Origin of the sequence: Patiriisocius marinistellae (assembly GCF_009014635.1) — a bacterium.
GTDB classification, from domain to species: domain Bacteria; phylum Bacteroidota; class Bacteroidia; order Flavobacteriales; family Flavobacteriaceae; genus Patiriisocius; species Patiriisocius marinistellae.
This window is the reverse complement of record NZ_BKCF01000002.1, coordinates 179,301-197,979: the sequence shown is the minus strand read 5'-3', so window position 1 is coordinate 197,979 and position 18,679 is coordinate 179,301. Positions and strand designations below refer to the sequence as shown.

The following is an 18,679-nucleotide window of genomic DNA, read 5'->3' as shown; positions in this document are numbered from 1 at the left end:
TTTTCATTAGGAATAATTAAAATTTCATGGCGAGGTAGCTCAGTTGGTTAGAGCACTGGATTCATAACCCAGAGGTCGGCAGTTCAAGTCTGCTCTTCGCTACAAAGTTTAACTCCCATCTTATTAATAAGATGGGAGTTTTTTTGTCTAAATAATTTAAATAAGTTTAAATGATTTAAGGTTATACTAAACAGTAACTTTTAATCATTTCCATTTTTTAGTGCTGCAGTAAGATCTTCCATGTGTTCTTCATACGCTAACTCATCCTCTTTAGAAGATAAAGATGCAATAAGCTTTAATAGGCGTTCTTCTGTACTCTTTACAGCTCTATGCATATAATATACAAGTATAGAAGAAAATATTGCTATGGATATAAGCAAGGCATAATACTGGAAATTTGTAAAATCTTTAACTGAAATTAGCGTATAAGCAAGATAGAAACATCCAATCGCCACAGAGATCATTGAAACTAAACCAAGAACTGTACGATTATCACTTTGGAGTCTTGTAGAAAATGTGAGTAGTCCTAATCCCATAAATAAAGGTAGCATTGCCCAACCTAATGAATCTAGAAAAGAGGACATCCACATCCAGTGTAATACGCCCTCTTGACTTGTTCCTGCAAATAAATGTAGGAATGGCCCTAAAAAAGCCACTATAAAATATATTCCGCCACTATTCTTTATTGTCCGGAATACCATTACAATTTGTGTCATTTGGCGGGCAATTTTTGTCTTTGTCTGTTTGTTGCTCATTTAAATTTAAAGTTGATTCTGGTGTACAACTTGCAAAAAATGCTAATACTGCACATGCGATAAATACTTTTCTCATAATAAAATAAATTTATAGGTTTAAAAACCATAAAGTTATGATATTATTTACTTTATGTAATAAATTTCTTACAATAATATTTTAAATAAAAACTAGAATTAATTCTTAAAACAATAATTATTAATTAAGGTTTATCTCAAAAATACTAATTTTATGTACAAAAAGTGTTATTAACGTATGAGTTCTACTTTAAATTAAGCGTAATGTAGTTAATTATTGATTCATGTAATTCAAGAAAAATACAATCAAAAAGTGATTTTATAAAAAATTACATTAAAATTAATTTGAAATCATCCTATTACAGCCCTTATATAATTACAATTATAAAGGAGTTTTAAAAATTAATCAAATTTCAATAAAAACATAAAAACTGAAGATGTAATTGGTACCCCTACAAATATTCACATTTGTTAAAATAAGCTTTGGTATAAGATTATAAACTATAAAATAAGAAGTAAGAGTATTAACTTAATATCTGTATCACACCATTGAGTTGAACTGTATCCTGCTCGCCACTCTTCATATTTTTTAAAGTGTAAGTACCAGCTTCCATTTCATTTCCTCCAGCTAATATAGTATATGGAATATCACGTTTATCTGCGTAGCCCATTTGTTTACCCATCTTTGCATTATCTGGATACAACTCTGCATTGATTCCTTTTGCTCGAAGTTGTTTGATAGCTTTCATTGCGTATAAACTTTCGGCTTCACCAAAATTAATAAAAAGCACTTTTGTATTTGCTGTTACTGTACTTGGAAACAAATCAAGTTCTTCTAGTACTAAATAAATTCTATCCAATCCAAAAGAAATACCCACACCACTCACATCTTTCATCCCAAAGATGCCCGTTAAATCGTCATAACGACCTCCACCACCTATGCTTCCCATAGAAACACCTTCTGGAGCTGAGACTTCAAATATAGCACCTGTATAATAATTAAGTCCGCGAGCTAAAGTTACATCAATAGCTAATGTTGCTGTTTCTAACCCTAATTGACTAACCTTGTTAATTATAAAACTGAGTTCTTCAATTCCTTGCATTCCTACTTGAGAAGCACTCAACAAGTCTTTTAAGCTTTCTAACTGCTCGTTTGCAGTCCCTTGCATAGAGAACAAAGGCTGTACTTTTTCAATAGCGCTTTCAGAGATACCTTTTTCGCGCATTTCCTTCTTTACACCGTCTTCTCCTATCTTGTCTAGTTTATCTAAAGCTACTGTAAAATCAATTAATTTATCCTCAGCACCTATTACCTCTGCAATCCCGCTCAAGATTTTGCGGTTGTTCATTTTAATAGTAGCCCCGTTTAGTTTTAGTTTTGAAAAAACAGCGTCATATAATTGCACTAGCTCCACTTCTTGCCATAATGATTTACTTCCTACAACATCTGCATCGCACTGGAAGAACTCTCTAAACCTCCCTTTTTGTGGACGGTCAGCACGCCACACGGGTTGAATTTGGTATCTTTTAAACGGAAATGTAATGTCGTTTTGATGTTGTACCACATAACGAGCAAACGGCACCGTTAAATCATAACGAAGTGCTTTTTCTGAAATTTTTGAAGTTATTTTTATACTGTCTTTTTCAGTCATCATAACATCATTAACTTTCCTGAGAAAATCACCGCTATTTAAAATCTTAAAAATCAATCTATCACCTTCTTCGCCGTATTTCCCCATGAGGGTTTCGCTGTTTTCAAAACTTGGAGTTTCAATGGGCTGGAAACCATAATTTGTAAAGCAACTTTTAATGATGTCCATAATATAATGACGTCTCGTTACTTCGGCGGGTGAAAAATCTCTGGTTCCTTTTGGGATTGATGGTTTTTTCAAGGTAATATAAAATTGAGGTGTTATTAAATTTAAACAGAAAAAATATTTCTTTCTTCAGAAATTTGCTGTGGTGCAAATATCTTATTTTATTAGGGAAATTTAGAATGATTTATAAATATTAGTACGGTTGCACCTTGACTGTAATTAGAATAACAAATCAATTTTTTTCTTAGTTTGTAAAATAGCACTCTACACCTACTACTAAATAGACAAATGGGGAAACTAAGTTACAATCCAGTTTTATTTATGTAGTATTTTTTTTGCCCGTTTCTTCGGAAATTTTAAACAATGGTATAATGTTTCATCTCCTTAAAATTTTGGCGAAAGCCAAAGAAAATCTATTATTATAATCTATCTACATATTTATCTATATAAACTGTAACTTTGAGTTGCTCGTGTAGTCTAATGAGCAACCAAACTCATTTTTATGTTTTCACTTTTTAGAGAGAATGTGCGCATTGCACTGGATTCCATTAGGACGCAACTTTTGCGAACAATTTTGACCATTATAATTATGGGTATTGGTATCTGGGCTTTAGTAGGTATTTTAAGTGCAGTTAAAGCGCTTGAAACAAATATTGCAGGGAATTTTGCTTCTATGGGAAGTAATACTTTTAATATTCAACGATATGAATTTGGTGTTAATCGCAGAGGACCTGGCAATGAACGCAAAAAAATAAATCCTATTATTAGATATAATGATGTGCGTCAATTTGTAGACACCTATGAATATCCATTTACTAGCACATCGGTTTCTTTTCAAGGAACCAGTACTGCCGAAGTTAAATTTGAAAACAAAAAGACAGATCCTGAGGTACAGGTTTTTGGGGTAAATGAAAACTATCTTGATAATACGGGTGTTAAAATTGACCAGGGAAGAAATTTGAATGTTTTTGATGTTAAAAATAATAACAACGTTTGTGTAATAGGCTCTGACTTTTTAAAGGGACTTTTTGAAAATGAAAATCCGCTAGACAAGACAATTAGTATACGTGGTGTAAAATTTAAAATTGTTGGAGTTTTAGAGTCAAAGGGTTCTACTTTTGGTAACAATCAAGATTTAAAGGTACTTGTTCCAATACAAGTAGCGCGAAGCGTTTTTACGCAGCCTAATATTAATTATACCATAAGTATTAAAGTAGACGATAAAGCGATGATGCAGGGCGCACAAGATCAAGCAACAATTACTTTTAGAAACATTAGAGGTTTGTCACCAGTGGAGGAAAATGATTTCGGGATTTTAAGGAGTGATGATTTATTAAATCAAGTAGCTACAATTAGCGGTTATCTTGAAGTGTCAGCATGGATTATTAGCATTATAACTATTCTTGGCTCTTCAATTGCTTTGATGAATATTATGCTAGTTTCGGTAAGTGAGCGTACACGTGAGATTGGTGTAAGGAAGGCACTTGGAGCGAAGAATACCACAATTTCGACTCAGTTTTTTATTGAGACGATTGTTATTGGGCAGTTTGGAAGTATTCTAGGAATAATTTTAGGAATTCTTACAGGGCTTGCTTTTGCAAAATTATTTGATTTTGACTTTACGCTACCTATTGCAGCAATGATCTGGGCAACAATTATCACTTTTGTAGTAGCCGTTATTGCTGGCTCATACCCTGCAACTAAAGCTGCAAGACTTGACCCTATTGAGAGTTTAAGGTATGAATAAAATACGTTGAAGTATTTTTAAATAATTACAACGAATAATAAATACCTCTATGCTTTCAATATGTTCTCAAAGAAACCAAATAATTCTCCTTTAGTTATTACTGCTCCTTGTTGGATTAATTTAAAAATATCTGTGTTTCTATTTTCATATTTTTTAGTAGCTGTAAAAAACTCAACATCATCGTTCATATAATTTTTCTGAAGCCATGCGTAACCTTCGGTAGTTGTAATATCTTTTGTTTCATCAACAATTTTAAGTGAAATAAGCCTCATTTCGGCTTTGCCCAAACTAAATAAGAAGAGTTGCTGTGGTGAAATATTTTCTAAAAATTTAGCTTGTGTTAATGCACCTTCCCACACCAATTCACTAAAGATGTCTATTTCTTCTTCAGCTACTTCTGGTTGCTTTTCTTTTATTTTAGTCCACTCTTCCCCAGTAATAGATTGTGTTGCAAGAAAGTTGATAAATTCTTCTTGCAGGTTTTCTAATTGTTCTTTTGTTAGTCTTGTGTACTTCATTTTTATGTGAGTGAGGTTTTCTTACTACTTAAATTTAATTTTAATAAAAAAACCTTCCTTATAAATAAGGAAGGCTTTAAATACTATAATGACTGAAATTATTTAGCTTCAGCTACCACGTCAAAAGTGAAGTTAGAAACAACTTCTCTATGAAAACGGATGCTTGCATCATATTGTCCAGTACGTTTAATGTTACCACCGGCAACAGTTATAAACTTCTTTTCAATAATAACACCTTCTTTAGCTAATGCTTCAGAAAGATCTCCATTTGTTACAGAACCAAATAATTTATCACCTTCGCCAGTTTTAGCTGTGATTTTAAATTCGCTCAATGCATTAAGCTTATCAGCTTCAACTTTTGCGCTTTCAATTATTTTTTTCTCTTTATATTGACGTTGCTTTAATGTTTCAGCAAGTACTTTTCTAGCAGATGGCGTCGCTAATACAGCGTGACCTCTTGGGATTAAATAGTTTCTTCCGTAACCATTTTTAACAGATACTAAATCATCTGCAAAACCAAGATTTTCTACGTCTTTTTTTAATATAAGTTCCATTTCTTATCTTGTTTTTATTTTAATAAATCGGCTACGTAAGGCATTAATGCTAAGTGACGTGCTCTTTTTACTGCAACAGCAACTTTACGTTGGTATTTTAAAGAAGTACCTGTAAGTCTTCTAGGTAAAATTTTACCTTGCTCGTTTACAAATCCTAATAACCAATCTGCATCTTTATAATCAACATACTTAATACCAGACTTTTTAAAACGACAATATTTTTTCGCTTTAGAAGTCTCAATATTTAACGGAGTTAAATATCTAATTTCTCCGTCTTTTTTTCCTTTTGCTTGTTCTTGAATAGTTGCCATGGCTTATGCTGTTTTTTTGTTATCACGTGTTCTTCTTCTCTCTGCCCAAGCAATTGCATGCTTGTCAAGAGCTACAGTTAAGTAACGCATGATACGTTCATCTCTTCTAAACTCAACTTCTAATTCGTTGATTGCATCACCTTCTACAGTGTACTCAAATAAATGATAAAAACCACTCTTTTTGTGTTGAATGGCGTAAGCTAATTTTTTTAGCCCCCAGTTTTCTTTTGATACCATCTTAGCTCCTCTAGAAACAAGAATATCTTCAAATTTCTTTACTGTTTCCTTTATCTGCTCTTCAGATAAAACGGGATTCAAGATGAAAACAGTTTCGTAATGATTCATATAAAATCTTTTAAAAATAATAATAAACTCTCAGCGCTTTGCCAAGAGCGTGCAAAAATACTATATATTTTGATAATCTCAAACGCTAAACTAAAAATATATAATGAAATTAAATATCAGATTAAACGTGTTTTTTTTACGTTAAAAGTTTTGATTTCTTGCATTTCATCGATAAAATACTTATTATTGCTATAATAAACATACTAATCGTGGATAAACCCTTACTTAAATGTGCTATTGTAGATGACTCTACATTGCAACGCCTATCAATCGTAAAATTGATTGAAAACCACCCTGCTTTAAATCTGGTTGCTGAATATAATAATGCTATAGAAGCCAAAATGGGATTGGCCACAACAGAAATTGACTTAATTTTCTTAGATATCGAAATGCCCATATTATCTGGTTTTGATTTATTAGATGACCTAACATTAAAACCTCAAATTATTTTTGTCACAGGAAAAACAAAATATGCTTTTAAGGCATTTGATTATGATGCAGTAGATTATTTAAGAAAACCTATTTCTAAAGAACGTTTTCTTAACGCTGTCCATAAAGCTATCACAAATTATAAGCTTAAAAACGATGATGGGTTTGACGAGGAAGACTTTATATTTGTGAAGAGTAACCTTAAAAAAAGGAAAGTATTTTTAAACGAATTACGTTACATTGAGGCACTTGGAGATTACGTTAAACTAGTAACTGAGCATGATGCGCTGGTTGTTCTTTCAACAATGAAAGCCTTTGAAGCGCTACTTCCTTCAAATAGATTTTTAAGAATTCATAAATCTTACATAGTTAATCTTGAAAAAGTAGAACGGTATAATAGTAAAGTAATAGAGCTAGATAAAGAAGAATTACCTTTAAGTAGGAATAGAAAGGCAGAACTCGTTGAAGCACTTGCCTCTACAAATAGGTAAAGAATATTTTCTTCGGAAATTTTATACAACCAACACTTATAGTGTTGGTTTTTTTTTAAATCTTATATTTAAAAAAGTCCAACAACAACTTAGTAGGATTTAGTTGGGCTCAACAAGAAAACATTCTAGATATTTCCTTTAGTTAAATTAGATTGAAGAAATAAATATAATATTGTCTAATAATTATCAACATCAATAATCACCCTCACTGAAGAAAACTCTTTTATTGCATTAAAACTTCGCTGTACTTTATTAATAAATTCTTTGGTTTTTGCTAATGATTGCTCTTTTGGTATTTTGATAAGCACATTAGTTATATACTGATTCCTAATTCTAGCAACAGGCGGTGCCTCAGGACCTAAAACATTTTCATTTAATTGTTGCTCAAGTGCTAACTCATACCATAATGCTGCTTTACCTACTTTTTGAAGATTACGATCTTTAAACGTTAACTTTATAGTACGGTAAAAAGGTGGATATTTATAATTATGTCGCTCGTCTGTTTGCATCTTATACATAGTTTTGTAATCGTTGATGCTCACTTGTTGCAAAATAGTATGATACGGATTATACGTTTGAATTAAAACCTTTCCTCTTTTTTGAGTACGTCCTGCCCTACCACTAACTTGTTGTAACAATTGAAAACTACGCTCGTGGGCTCTAAAATCTGGAAAATTCAATAAGTTATCTGCATTCATTACTCCCACTAAACCTATATTTCTAAAATCTAGTCCCTTTGCGAGCATTTGAGTACCCACAAGGATATCGATTTCTAAATTTTCTAATCGGTCTATTAATTTTGAATAAGCGTGTTTACCTTTTGTAGTATCTTGATCCATTCTAGCAACACTGTGCTTTGGGAACAAATTTTTCAATTCGGTTTCAATTTGTTCTGTACCAAAACCTTTACTATCCATGGATTCACTACCACAGGCCATACAACTAATAAGCATTGTTGTGTGATAGCCACAATAATGACAACGTAGTTCGTTTTTATATTGATGGTATGTTAAGCTTACATCACAATTAGGGCATTGTGGTGACGTCCCGCATGTTGTACATTCTACAATTGGCGAGAAACCTCTTCGGTTTTGGAATAAAATTATTTGTTCGTTATTACTTAATGTCTCATGCATTTCTTCTAATAATCGATCACTAAAATGACCTTTCATTAGTTTCTTTTTATGCTTTTCTTTTATATCGACTAATTCAATATCTGGCATCAGCACATTTCCGAAGCGCTTATTCAACGTTACTAATCCGTACTTATCTGTTGTGCAATTATGGTAGGTTTCAAATGATGGCGTGGCGCTTCCCATTAATGTTTTTGCGTTATGCAAATGCCCGAGTACAACTGCGCTATCTCGTGCGTGGTAGCGAGGAGCAGGATTATATTGTTTAAATGATGGTTCGTGTTCTTCATCTATAATAATGAGTCCAAGGTTACTAAAAGGTAAAAACAACGACGACCTTGCCCCAATTACAATTTGGGCTTTGGGTTTGGATTCTAAAACATTATTCCAAACCTCAACACGCTCATTTAAAGTATATTTTGAATGATACACTGAAACCTTATCACCAAAATAAAACTGAAGTCTTGTAATTAGTTGTGTTGTTAATGCAATTTCGGGTAACATATATAGGATTTGCTGTCCCGTTTTTAAAATTTCTTCAATGAGCTGAACATAGATTTCGGTCTTCCCGCTAGAGGTTACTCCATGAAGTAAAACAATATCTTTCTCTTTGAAAGATATTTTAATTTCTTTGAGCGCTGTGCTTTGTGCTTCACTTAATTGTTTTACTTCTTCGCCAGCTTCGCCTTCATAATTAACACGGTCTTTTTTTATATAAAATTCTTCAAGAATTTCTTTATTGATTAATGACTTTATGGTTGCACTACTTGCCTTACTAGCTTTCATTAATGCATCAACTCCAATGGGTTTTTTATCCTTAGACTGCAACATAAAAAGTTGCATTAATACGTCCCGCTGTTTTGGAGCTCGTGATAGTGTATTAAGAAGTTCACGCAGATTTTCTTCAATAGCAAAATGTTGGGCTAATTTAACATAGCGTTTTAACTTAGGGGAATACTGCTCATAAACTTCTTCAAAAACCGAAATTATGCGTTGCTCAATTAAGCCTTGTAATACTTTTACAACGTTACTCTTATCAAGAATGGAGCGTACATCGTTAATATGAATAGGTGAACGATGTTCTAAAGCTTCTAACACTAAAAATTCTTCATCGCTCAAACTAGCCTCATCAACTACAACATCTTTATTCAAGGAAACCATCGTTTCACTTTCTAATAGGAATGCACTTGGCAGTGCTGCTTTTACAACTTCGCCTAATGTACACATGTAATAGCTTGCCATCCACTCCCAGTGTTTGATTTGAGTAGGTGTTACAATTGGAGTCTCATCAAGAATTTGGTCAATCGGTTTTGTCTCATAACCTTGTGGTGCTTGGTCGTGGACTTGATACACAATTGCTGTATAAACTTTCGATTTTCCAAAAGGTACCGCCACCCTAAAACCTTGTTTTAGGAATGCAGCCTCATCCTTATTCACAGAGTATGTGAAAGTTTGCTTAAGAGGAATGGGTAATATGACGTCTATGAAGAACAAAAAACTTGTATTTAGTTTCAAAACTAAAAAAGGCTGTTCAATAAATAAACAGCCTTTGTAATTAGTTATACACAAACAACTATTCTGCTCGGTACCAATATTGAGTTCTTCCTAAAGCTGCGAAACCTATGTAGCCTCTTACTTTAAGTTTATCATTTTCTTCTAGCTTAATGTAGCACTTATATTCTTTTCCATTTTCGGGATCCATAATAGTACCATCATTATATTCATCATCATCCTTTTCTAGATTTTTAATTATAACGAGACCTTCAATTGGTGTATTTTTAAGTTCACCTGGACATTCTTTACAAGTATCATTCTTATGTTCCTTGTTCAAAATTTCTAGCACTTTTCCAAAAACCTTTCCATCCTTTTTAAAAATCTCTACAATAGATTTTACCTCTCCCGTATTATCATCTACTGTCTTCCATTTTCCAAAAACATCCTGAGCCATTGCTGTATTCATCACAAAAACAAGAGCTATTATAGATAAAATTACATTTTTTATTTTCATATTAATTTATTTTAAAATTACAAAAACCGCTGCCTCATTGAGGTTTCATAAACTCAAACAGACAACGGTCAAATATTTAAGGTATTACTTATAACAAGCTACAGCTTACTTACCAAGCATTCCTTTTTTAAGTTTACTATCTGCTGGGTCGTTTCCTAACCATATTCCAAATAATGCCTTTTTAAAAGTCATTCCTTTAACTACACCTAGTTCTTTTCCATTTTTATAACATACACTTCCTTTTCCTGTTTGGTAAGTGATATCAAAAGTGTCACCTTCTACAATTTCATCACTGAAGAAACTTGTAAATTTTTTTATTTCTGAAGAAATCCCAGATGTATTTCCATCTGTTGATGCATCAAAACCTTCTTCCACAGCTTCACTCATTGCTTCGCTTGAAACAAAACCAGATGTAATTACTAATCTAATTGCTTGATTAGCATCTGCATTAACAATTGATTTAGCATCACTACTTTTTGATGGTAAGTATAATCCGCCAGAATACAATTTAAGCACCATTGCTTTTTTACGAATTCCTGCACCGTTTAGTGCTAAAGATTCGCCGTTAAATTCTAATGTGTTTGGTAATGTTACTTCGCCCACTTGAGTTTGGGCTGTTGCCATATTAACTGTAAATACTGCAATAGCAAGGAGAATAAATTTTTTCATTTTGTTTGTTTAAAATTAATTAGTTAAATTTTTTGCCCTTTAATCGTTGTAACGTGATATTGAGCTCAAAGCCTAAAAGTAATAAATTACTGTTAATCCAAATATATAACAACATTATCAATAGTGCCCCTAATGAACCATATAACTCATTATAGGTAGAGAAATTATTTATGTAAACCCCAAAAAAATAGGTTGTTAACAAAAATAATAATGTTGTTACAATTGCTCCCAAAGAAAAAAATCTTGAAATTTTCCCCTCTTTTGTACCAAAATAATACAAAGTCGCTATTGTGGTATACAATAATACTACAAAGACCGTAAGCTGCAACGCCGATACCCAAAATACACTATCATTTAAATACGCCCTTCCTTGAAGGTCACTAATCATGTATTCTCCATAAAGGATTACTACTACAGTAATAACCAATAACAATGCCAAAAGCAATGAGACCGCTATAGCTATAGCATACTGCCTAAAAAAACCTCTATTAATTGTTACATGAAACGAGTATTCAAAGGCACTAAAAATAGCATTAACTCCATTAGCTGCTAAAAAAATAGAAAGTAAAAAAACAAATGACAATAGTCCTCCCCTTGGGTTAATTGCAATATCTGCAATAACTGGATAAAACAAATCTGCAGTTTGAGGAGGTAGGTGTTCTTCTATAAATATAAGAAACCTTGTTTGAAAACCTTCAATTGGCACATAAGGGATAAGGTTAAGTATAAAGAGTAAAAAAGGAAAAATAGCTACAAAAAAACTATAGGCGATTGAAGTTGCTCTAGGTGAAAATGTTCCTTCAATAATACCCGCAAAATAAAGTTTATGAAAATCGTGTAACGTCAACCCATCAAACCCTGGGAGGACTATACGTTTTGCTAACCAAATTAATTGCTTAATAATAGGAATATTAATTTCATCCCCTTCCTTTTCATTTGGAATTACAATTTTATCTATCTCATTATCATCTTCCATTAAACAGCTTTCAAGCTTAAATCCATATTATAAACAGAGTGGGTCAACGCACCACTTGAAATATAATCAACACCACACTCAGCATACTGTCTAATAGTATCAAGGGTAATTCCCCCACTAGACTCTGTCAAACAAGTATTTCCTATAAGTTCAACGGCCTTGCGTGTATCCTCATAATTAAAGTTGTCTATCAATATGCGATATACACCTTTAGTCTTTAAAATTTCTTTAATCTCATCAAGATTTCGAGCCTCTACAATAATTTTAATATCTAGTTGATTACGCTCTAAATATTCGTTTGTGGTTTCAATTGCTTTTGTAACACCACCACAAAAATCAATATGATTATCCTTTAACATTATCATATCATACAACGCAAATCTATGATTCTCACCCCCACCTATTTTTACTGCCCATTTTTCAAGAGCTCTAATTCCTGGAGTTGTTTTACGCGTGTCTAGAATTTTGGTTCCCGTACCTTCAAGTAACTTTACAAATTTGCTGGTTTTAGTTGCAATCGCACTCATACGCTGCATTGCGTTTAAAACCAGTCTTTCTGCTTTTAATATTGATTGCGAATTTCCCGAAACATAAAAACAAACATCACCATATTTTACCTGCGTTCCATCTTCAATTTTTACATCAAGCTCAAGCCCTGGATCAACATAGTCAAAAACTTGCTTTGCAAAATCAATTCCTGCAATAATACCATCGTCTTTTACTAACAATTTTGCTGTACCCACAGCATCCTCAGGAATACATGCTAAAGAACTGTGATCACCATCACCTACATCCTCCCTTATAGCGTTTGCAATAATTATCGCTATTTCTTTATCAAATTGTTTTTTTGAAATCATAACTAGAAATTTTCTGCTAATTTATAAAAAGCCTTGCAGTAACAGGTGCGCAAAGGTTTCTTTTTTAGCCGAAATTTGAAACAAACACCATAATTAAGCTTCATTAAAATATAGTATTTTTACTTCGGAAATATTAAACAATAGAAATTTCCGAAGTAAAAACCTCCTGAGTATTACTTTTTTTTATACTCAAATTAAACTGCATTATGAAAATTACCCTGCTCGCAATTGGCAAAACAGATAACAAGCAACTCATTGCTTTGACCGAAACTTATAAAAAAAGATTAAATCATTATGTAAATTTTTCATTTGAGGTTATTCCAGATATTAAAAAAGCAAAAAATCGTAGCGAAGCACAACAAAAAATTGCTGAAGGCGACGAAATCCTAAAAAAATTACAAACGAGCGATACACTAATAATTCTTGACGAAAAAGGTAAAACATATACTAGCGAAAAATTTGCAGATTTTCTCCAAAAAAAAATGAATAGCGGCCTCAAAAACCTTGTGTTTGTTATAGGTGGTCCTTACGGTTTTAGTGACGACATTTATGCAAGAGCAAATGGAAAAATCTCGTTATCAGCAATGACCTTTTCCCATCAAATGGTACGGTTATTTTTTATTGAACAATTATATCGCGGTTTTACCATTTTAAAAAACGAACCATATCATCATAGATGATTAAATTATAGCAGTTTACGCATAGCTTTTACTGCTCTCAACTTAAGGTTGTGTAATATCAAATACTATATAGACAATAAACTCACCATATGAAAATAACCGTACTAACTGGAGCAGGAGTAAGTGCCGAAAGCGGACTCAAAACTTTTAGAGACAGTAATGGATTGTGGGAGGGACATAATGTAATGGAGGTTGCCTCTCCTCAAGGCTTTAGTTCAAATCCAGAGCTTGTACTTGACTTTTACAATCAAAGAAGAAAACAATTATTAGAAGTTTTACCAAATGCCGCACACCTAGCTTTAGCATCTTTAGAAAAAGAACATGACGTAACAATAATTACTCAAAATGTTGATGATTTACACGAGCGTGCAGGAAGCACAAAAGTTATTCATTTGCATGGCGAATTATTAAAATCTAGAAGCACGTATAAAGAAGATTCTGTGATAGATTGTACTACAGACATACTCCTGGGAGATGTATGTGAAAATGGTTTTCAAATGAGACCTCATATTGTTTGGTTTGGTGAGGCAGTACCACTTATTGAAACTGCAGTTGAAATAATAGCAAAGACAGATATTGTTTTAATAATAGGCACATCAATGCAAGTATATCCTGCTGCGGGTTTAATGCAGTACGCACCAGAAAATATTCCAGTATTTTTTGTAGACCCCAACCCATCAATAGATAATAGTAATAGGATAACTATAATTGCAGAGAAAGCTTCAACTGGAGTACCTAAAGTCATAGAGGCAATTAAAGAAATAAAATAAATGGCTTTTGAAACCTTAGAGTATAAATTACAATATACTAAAGCATATAGGAAGACACGACTTGATCTTGCTAATTGGGTTTTAGAAAACCCTGAAAATTTTCCTGAGCTTTTAAAATTTTGTTTTCAAGTTGATGAAGAAATTTCGTTTAGAGCAGCTTGGATATTAGAATTTGTATGTTTAGAAAATGTAACATTATTATATCCGCATTTTGAAAAGTTTTTTGAAAAGTTACCTTATATATATCGTGAGCAAGCATTAAGGCCTTTTTCTAAAATTTGTTGGTTACTTACTGAAAGGTTTTATAAAAAGAAAGAAGCTTCACTGTTGTTACATTTCCGAGGTGAATACAGAGAGCAGCTCGTGGAATGTTGTTTTGATTGGCTCATTTCAGAAAAAAAAGTTGCTACACAGGCTTTCGCCATTAAATCTTTATTTTTATTAGGCAAAGAATATGACTGGATTCATCCAGAATTGAAAGTGATTATTGAGCAAAATATTAACACCAATAGCGCGGGGTATAAATCCATAGGCTCTAAAGCACTTATTGCTATTAAAAAACACAGAAGTTCCCTGTAAAATAACCAGTATTGGGTATTGTCAACAAAACACAAGCCATGTAATTTTACATTGTTAGCTATGTGGAATCGATAGTAGCCACATGTTTTGTTTGACCGAAATGTTTTCAAGGGCGTTTCGGTTTTTTTATTCTGAAATATTAGCTCAAAATTTCTTCTAAAATGATCTGGTACTCTTCCGTCTTAAAAAGCTATATTTGTATGCTTAAAATGTCAACCTATGTCACGTCAAGCATTACAAGCAATTTCACCAATCGATGGCAGATATGCCTCAAAAACTTCATCATTAATTCCGTTTTTTTCTGAAGAAGCGCTTATTAAATACAGAGTTCAAGTAGAAGTGGAATACTTTATTTCGCTGGTAGAATTACCATTGCCGCAACTCAAAGGTTTTGATGTTTCTTTATTTCCGAAGTTAAGAGATTTATATCTTGAGTTTTCGACTGAAGATGCTCAAAAAATAAAAGACACAGAAAAGGTGACCAACCACGATGTAAAAGCGGTGGAATATTTTATCAAGGAACGCTTTGATGCTTTAAATTTAGAGAAGTATAAGGAGTTTATACATTTTGGCTTGACTTCTCAAGACATTAATAATACTGCAATTCCGTTGTCTTTAAAGGATGCAATGAATGCTAGTTATGTTCCTTTATTTATGGAGCTTAGCGATAAATTACACGAGCTGGCTAATGAGTGGGCAGACATCCCTATGCTTGCAAGAACTCATGGACAACCTGCTTCACCTACTCGTTTAGGGAAAGAGATTGAAGTTTTTGTAGTTCGTTTAAAAGAACAGTTTGATTTGTTGAATGATATAAAAAGTGCGGCGAAATTTGGTGGTGCTACTGGTAATTTTAATGCACATCATGTTGCGTATCCACAGGTTGATTGGCGTGCGTTTGGTCAAAATTTTGTACAAAATACATTAGGGCTACATCATTCCTTCCCTACTACTCAGATTGAACACTATGACCACATGGCTGCCTTATTTGATTGTTTAAAAAGAATCAACACCATAATTATTGATCTTGACAGAGACATTTGGACGTATGTATCAATGGATTATTTTAAGCAAAAAATTAAAAAAGGAGAAATAGGATCAAGTGCAATGCCACATAAAGTAAACCCTATCGATTTTGAAAATAGCGAAGGAAATTTAGGGATTGCTAATGCTGTTTTTGAACATCTATCTTCAAAATTACCTATAAGCAGATTACAACGTGACTTGACAGATAGTACTGTTTTAAGAAATGTAGGAGTGCCTATTGGACACACCCTTATTGGTTTTCAATCAACTTTAAAAGGGTTAAATAAATTATTATTAAACGAGTCTAAGTTTGCCGAAGATTTAGAAAAAAACTGGGCTGTAGTTGCAGAGGCTTTACAAACAATTTTGAGAAGAGAAGCATATCCTAATCCTTATGAAGCTTTGAAAGGGCTTACAAGAACGAATGAGGCTATAAGTAAAAAATCTATTGCAGATTTTATTGAAACGCTAGATATTAGCGAAGAAATAAAGGCAGAAATGCGGGTAATTACACCTTCAAATTATACTGGGATTTAATATAAAAAAAAGCTCCGAAAATGGGGGCTTCGGAGCTTCATGGTTTGTCACCTATCCCTTAAAAAAGGGGTTTCTGGTTACTTTGTAAAGATACTCAAGGATTTATTATTTATTACCTTAAATAAGCTTAGGTTTAGTATATTCTAATCTGTTTTCGATTAATATTAAATAATATTCGGTAAAAGGGACTATTCTTTGAAAATATCTTCAATACCACTCATTCCTGTCATGTCAGACAAGTTAAAACCACCTTTTTCAAGAGACATTGCTAGGTTAGCTAAATTTTCAGGTTTCATATTGTTTCCTAATAATCTAAACAATGCAAGTCCTTTTTGATCATCACTCCCATATACAATCACCTCATCTATGGTTGTATCATCACCTATGTATTTTAAAGTGACTAGTTGATTGTTTGACTTAAACTTGGACAGTAAATGATATTTTTCTTGGCTTAAAATTAAATCTAGTTTAGCTTTCTCTGTTTGATAATCAGCATCAGTTCCTTGTTCTTTTTGATACGCAACTACATTGATTTTCTTTATAGTTTTAAGAATTTTCCTGTTTTCTTCATCTAGCCCTTCTGCATCTTCAATTAGGCTAGTTGCCAGGTCTAACTTCATAAATCTATCATCTTCTTGTTTATCTACAATATAAACTTGCAATGATTTATCCGTATTACAACTTATAAAGCTTAATGCTGCTAGAGACAGCCCAAGTATTATTTTAACAATATTCATAGTGGTGGTTTTTTAGAGGTTAGTATTTTAAAAGAGTGCTATTGATCTTAGCACTCTTTTTTTAGCTATAGGTTAGCCTTTTTTCTTGATATCTTTTAATTGATCACTTCCAGGTACTTTCAAATCTTCAGTAAGTTTACCTATTTGCTTTAAATCAATATTACCAGTTATTGACATTACTACAGTCATAGGTTTTCCATCAACTACACCATCCATGTGCATTAAAAGTTCACTCACAAAATTTTCACTTTTACCCTCTTTTGAGTAAAACTTAATATTATTCCCTTCATCCTTTACACGCATCAACTCACTCAAAGAAGCATTATTCTTTAAATACTTTTCAACTGTAGTTGACATTTTTATGGCTACTGCAGGATTATCCGTAGTAAATATTTTAATATCATTCAAATTATCAACCATGGAGAGGTATTCTTTTGCCTCAGGATCATTTGAGTCTAAATCCATTTTGCTCAATAATTTGAACATGTTTTTTGTCACTACGACTGAACTTACATCTTTCTCGTTCTCAAATGCATCAAAAACACTCTGTGCATTCATTGCAAACGAGGTAATACATAAGACGATTACTATTGCTAATTTTTTCATTTTATTTAGTTTTAATTTATTCCTATTTATTTTATTACTTTATTCTTTGTTGTTTCAAACTGGTGAGCTAAACTCAACGTTTGGGTTCCTTTATTTAAATTTTGCGACAACATCATCATCGCTTTTTTACTTTCTTTTAAACTAGCAAGTGCTTGCTCTTCTTCTTGTGATAAACCAATATTAGAAAACATAAACCCTGCTACACCTACTGCAATTGTTAACATAGCAGCAATGCCTATCCACCATCTGTTTGGTTTTTGTTCATTAGGCAATACAATCATGCCTGATGAAACTTCTTGAGCCGCTTGACTCATACCATTAAATAAAGGGGCAAACTGTACTAATGAAAGATCTACATTACTACTCTTAAAATAGTCTCGTAATAATTGCTCCTCTGCTAACGTTGTATTGCCTTCAAAATAACTATCCAGCAATCCTTTAATTTTATTGTATTCCATAATTGTATTGTTTGACCATCTGGTCTCTTACTTTTTTACGTGCTCTTGAGAGCGCCACTCTAACTGCCGTCTCATTACTGTCAATCATTTTTGCGATTTCGGCAAACTCAAATTGTTCTACGTCTCTTAACTGTAAAATAATTTTTTGCTGCTCTGGCAATGAATCCATTATTTTGAATACTAATGCAACGCCGTCATCGGCTTCAATTTTTGCTTCAAGATTATCACGATTTTGATAATTAGAATGCACAATCTTCAAATTTGAAGCTTGTTTCGATTTAAGCCTATCTAGACAATAATTTTTTGTCATGGTTATAGCAAATGCTTCTGCACTTCTGTATTTTTTAAGTGACTTTTTATTTTTCCACAATTTCAAAAAAACTTCTTGTACTGCATCATTAGCCTCATCGGTAGAAACAAGATATCGCTTAGCAATTCTATACAGCCTATCTTTAAAAGGCAAAATTGTATTTACAAACTCGGCTTGTTTCATCTTTAGTACCCACCAAAGTGAGTATTTTTTTTTGACTTGGTTAGTGTCTTTTAAAAAGCCATCTTTTACGGCTTCTTATAATTGTGACGAATGAGACTATTTTTTGTTACACCAAAATTTTAATTTGATTAATATTTCCGAAGTAAACATTAATTTATTCATTTTAAA

General features: G+C 32.7%; 22 protein-coding genes and 1 tRNA gene. 7 read left to right on the top strand and 16 right to left on the bottom strand.

The features are described from left to right. Positions 1–28 precede the first annotated feature (28 nt). Positions 29–102, top strand: a tRNA-Met gene (locus GB234_RS07545). Positions 103–200: 98 nt separating this feature from the next. Here GB234_RS07545 and GB234_RS07540 read toward each other — a convergent pair. The 3 genes from GB234_RS07540 to hisS form a co-directional block, all read right to left on the bottom strand. Continuing rightward, the gene (locus GB234_RS07540; protein ID WP_151893941.1) at positions 201–716 is read right to left on the bottom strand and encodes a hypothetical protein; all 516 of its coding nucleotides are present in this window, start codon (positions 714–716) and stop codon (positions 201–203) included. Then, on the bottom strand, positions 676–831 hold the full coding sequence (locus tag GB234_RS15065) for a putative periplasmic lipoprotein (protein ID WP_172966860.1): 156 nt from the start codon (positions 829–831) through the stop codon (positions 676–678). Before GB234_RS15065 ends, GB234_RS07540 begins: the two co-directional genes overlap by 41 nt. A 463-nt stretch (positions 832–1,294) precedes the next feature. Continuing rightward, positions 1,295–2,662, bottom strand: a complete 1,368-nt coding sequence (gene hisS / locus GB234_RS07535) for a histidine--tRNA ligase (protein ID WP_151893940.1) — start codon at positions 2,660–2,662, stop codon at positions 1,295–1,297. Positions 2,663–3,089: 427 nt separating this feature from the next. Here hisS and GB234_RS07530 point away from each other — a divergent pair, with 427 nt between their 5' ends. Continuing rightward, positions 3,090–4,334, top strand: coding sequence for an ABC transporter permease (locus tag GB234_RS07530; RefSeq protein WP_151893939.1), 1,245 nt, complete (start codon positions 3,090–3,092; stop codon positions 4,332–4,334). Between the two features lie 47 nt (positions 4,335–4,381). On the opposite strand, the gene GB234_RS07525 is transcribed toward GB234_RS07530, so the two are convergent. From GB234_RS07525 to rpsF, 4 genes are all read right to left on the bottom strand, one after another. Next, positions 4,382–4,852, bottom strand: coding sequence for a DUF6495 family protein (locus tag GB234_RS07525; RefSeq protein ID WP_151893938.1), 471 nt, complete (start codon positions 4,850–4,852; stop codon positions 4,382–4,384). Positions 4,853–4,950: 98 nt separating this feature from the next. Then, positions 4,951–5,406 (bottom strand): 50S ribosomal protein L9, encoded by a 456-nt coding sequence (gene rplI / locus GB234_RS07520; protein WP_151893937.1) that lies wholly within the window; start codon positions 5,404–5,406, stop codon positions 4,951–4,953. A 14-nt stretch (positions 5,407–5,420) separates the two neighbouring features. Further along, complete coding sequence (rpsR, locus tag GB234_RS07515) at positions 5,421–5,717, bottom strand: 30S ribosomal protein S18 (protein WP_151893936.1); 297 nt, start codon at positions 5,715–5,717, stop codon at positions 5,421–5,423. A gap of 3 nt (positions 5,718–5,720) precedes the next feature. Beyond that, positions 5,721–6,062, bottom strand: a complete 342-nt coding sequence (gene rpsF / locus GB234_RS07510) for a 30S ribosomal protein S6 (protein WP_151893935.1) — start codon at positions 6,060–6,062, stop codon at positions 5,721–5,723. A 206-nt stretch (positions 6,063–6,268) separates the two neighbouring features. On the opposite strand from rpsF, the gene GB234_RS07505 reads away from it, so the two are divergent. Next, positions 6,269–6,982 carry a LytR/AlgR family response regulator transcription factor gene (locus GB234_RS07505; protein ID WP_151894164.1) on the top strand — a complete coding sequence of 238 codons (714 nt, stop codon included), beginning with the start codon at positions 6,269–6,271 and terminating at the stop codon, positions 6,980–6,982. Positions 6,983–7,158: 176 nt separating this feature from the next. On the opposite strand, the gene priA is transcribed toward GB234_RS07505, so the two are convergent. The 5 genes from priA to nadC form a co-directional block, all read right to left on the bottom strand. Continuing rightward, positions 7,159–9,609 carry a replication restart helicase PriA gene (priA, locus tag GB234_RS07500; protein WP_151893934.1) on the bottom strand — a complete coding sequence of 817 codons (2,451 nt, stop codon included), beginning with the start codon at positions 9,607–9,609 and terminating at the stop codon, positions 7,159–7,161. Between the two features lie 79 nt (positions 9,610–9,688). Continuing rightward, on the bottom strand, positions 9,689–10,123 hold the full coding sequence (locus GB234_RS07495; protein ID WP_151893933.1) for a DUF2147 domain-containing protein: 435 nt from the start codon (positions 10,121–10,123) through the stop codon (positions 9,689–9,691). A 105-nt stretch (positions 10,124–10,228) separates the two neighbouring features. After that, a complete protein-coding gene (locus GB234_RS07490) occupies positions 10,229–10,792 on the bottom strand; it encodes a chalcone isomerase family protein (protein WP_151893932.1) in 564 nt (187 codons plus the stop codon). Positions 10,793–10,811: 19 nt separating this feature from the next. Then, positions 10,812–11,768: a YihY/virulence factor BrkB family protein gene (locus GB234_RS07485; protein WP_151893931.1), complete on the bottom strand. Its 957-nt coding sequence runs from the start codon at positions 11,766–11,768 to the stop codon at positions 10,812–10,814. Further along, complete coding sequence (nadC, locus tag GB234_RS07480) at positions 11,768–12,625, bottom strand: carboxylating nicotinate-nucleotide diphosphorylase (RefSeq protein WP_151893930.1); 858 nt, start codon at positions 12,623–12,625, stop codon at positions 11,768–11,770. The genes GB234_RS07485 and nadC overlap by 1 nt, the downstream gene beginning before the upstream one ends. A gap of 206 nt (positions 12,626–12,831) precedes the next feature. On the opposite strand from nadC, the gene rlmH reads away from it, so the two are divergent. The 4 genes from rlmH (at position 12,832) to purB (ending at position 16,217) form a co-directional block, all read left to right on the top strand. After that, positions 12,832–13,305 (top strand): 23S rRNA (pseudouridine(1915)-N(3))-methyltransferase RlmH, encoded by a 474-nt coding sequence (gene rlmH / locus GB234_RS07475; RefSeq protein ID WP_151893929.1) that lies wholly within the window; start codon positions 12,832–12,834, stop codon positions 13,303–13,305. Positions 13,306–13,394: 89 nt separating this feature from the next. Continuing rightward, entirely contained in the window at positions 13,395–14,075 is a 681-nt protein-coding gene (locus GB234_RS07470; RefSeq protein WP_151893928.1) for an SIR2 family NAD-dependent protein deacylase, read from the top strand. After that, complete coding sequence (locus GB234_RS07465; protein WP_151893927.1) at positions 14,076–14,654, top strand: hypothetical protein; 579 nt, start codon at positions 14,076–14,078, stop codon at positions 14,652–14,654. A gap of 219 nt (positions 14,655–14,873) precedes the next feature. Beyond that, positions 14,874–16,217 (top strand): adenylosuccinate lyase, encoded by a 1,344-nt coding sequence (gene purB / locus GB234_RS07460; protein WP_151893926.1) that lies wholly within the window; start codon positions 14,874–14,876, stop codon positions 16,215–16,217. A 188-nt stretch (positions 16,218–16,405) separates the two neighbouring features. Here the strand turns inward: purB and GB234_RS07455 are convergent, their stop codons facing one another. From GB234_RS07455 to GB234_RS07440, 4 genes are all read right to left on the bottom strand, one after another. After that, positions 16,406–16,954, bottom strand: coding sequence for a GFO_1091 family lipoprotein (locus GB234_RS07455; RefSeq protein ID WP_151893925.1), 549 nt, complete (start codon positions 16,952–16,954; stop codon positions 16,406–16,408). A 72-nt stretch (positions 16,955–17,026) separates the two neighbouring features. Then, the gene (locus tag GB234_RS07450) at positions 17,027–17,560 is read right to left on the bottom strand and encodes a GFO_1090 family protein (protein ID WP_151893924.1); all 534 of its coding nucleotides are present in this window, start codon (positions 17,558–17,560) and stop codon (positions 17,027–17,029) included. Positions 17,561–17,586: 26 nt separating this feature from the next. Continuing rightward, entirely contained in the window at positions 17,587–18,018 is a 432-nt protein-coding gene (locus GB234_RS07445; protein WP_151893923.1) for a PG0215 family putative anti-sigma factor, read from the bottom strand. Beyond that, positions 18,005–18,511, bottom strand: a complete 507-nt coding sequence (locus tag GB234_RS07440) for a GFO_1088 family ECF-type sigma factor (RefSeq protein ID WP_151893922.1) — start codon at positions 18,509–18,511, stop codon at positions 18,005–18,007. The genes GB234_RS07445 and GB234_RS07440 overlap by 14 nt, the downstream gene beginning before the upstream one ends. Positions 18,512–18,679 lie beyond the last annotated feature (168 nt).